Origin of the sequence: Actinomadura rugatobispora, assembly GCF_042656285.1 — a bacterium.
Lineage (GTDB): Bacteria > Actinomycetota > Actinomycetes > Streptosporangiales > Streptosporangiaceae > Spirillospora > Spirillospora rugatobispora.
The window spans coordinates 1-1,095 of the sequence record NZ_JBHSON010000251.1 but is presented as its reverse complement, the minus strand read 5'-3'; the positions used below and the strand labels follow the sequence as shown (position 1 = coordinate 1,095).

The following is a 1,095-nucleotide window of genomic DNA, read 5'->3' as shown; positions in this document are numbered from 1 at the left end:
CTTGATGATGAGGCGATTCAGGCCTGGTATGAGTCAGCAACGCCTGCATCGCGGGGACGACCTCAGCGCTATTCAGATCTTGCCATCACAACCATCCTGGTGATTAAACGCGTATTCCGGCTGACCCTGCGAGCCGCTCAGGGCTTTATTGATTCCATTTTCGCCCTGATGGATGTCCCGCTGCGCTGTCCGGATTACACCAGTGTCAGCAAGCGGGCAAAGTCGGTTAATATCAGTTTCAAAACGCCCACCCGGGGTGAAATCGCACACCTGGTAATTGATTCCACCGGGCTGAAGGTCTTCGGTGAAGGCGAGTGGAAAGTCAAAAAGCATGGCCAGGAACGCCGTCGTATATGGCGTAAGCTGCATCTGGCAGTTGACAGTAAAACACATGAAATCATCTGCGCTGACCTGTCGCTGAACAACGTTACGGACTCAGAGGCCTTCCCCGGGTTAATCCGGCAAACCCACCGGAAAATCAGGTCAGCCGCCGCCGATGGAGCTTACGATACCCGGCTCTGTCACGATGAACTGCGGCGTAAGAAAATCAGCGCGCTTATCCCGCCCCGAAAAGGTGCGGGTTACTGGCCCGGTGAATATGCAGACCGTAACCGTGCAGTGGCTAATCAGCGAATGACCGGGAGTAATGCGCGGTGGAAATGGACAACAGATTACAACCGTCGCTCGATAGCGGAAACGGCGATGTACCGGGTAAAACAGCTGTTCGGGGGTTCACTGACGCTGCGTGACTACGATGGTCAGGTTGCGGAGGCTATGGCCCTGGTACGAGCGCTGAACAAAATGACGAAAGCAGGTATGCCTGAAAGCGTGCGTATTGCCTGAAAACACAACCCGCTACGGGGGAGACTTACCCGAAATCTGATTTATTCAACAAAGCCTATAAAAGAAATAAAGAAAAAGATGAAACTGGCTAGCACATATGAGTTGTATCAATTCGCGTATATGTTAAAATCACTCACGGACTCGACCTAATCTCCTTTTTTAATTGTTAAAGATATAGACAAGGTGATTAAGCTTGACTATAAAAATGAAATATTAAGTCTGGATGGTGATGTTTCTCTAGTTAATAAACTA

1 protein-coding gene is annotated in these 1,095 nt (G+C 50.0%); it reads left to right on the top strand.

Going from position 1 to position 1,095, the window contains the following annotated elements; genetic code table 11:
• Positions 1-843: IS5 family transposase (locus ACFPZN_RS56155; protein WP_378293635.1), on the top strand; the 843-nt coding region annotated here is incomplete at its 5' end.
• Positions 844-1,095 lie beyond the last annotated feature (252 nt).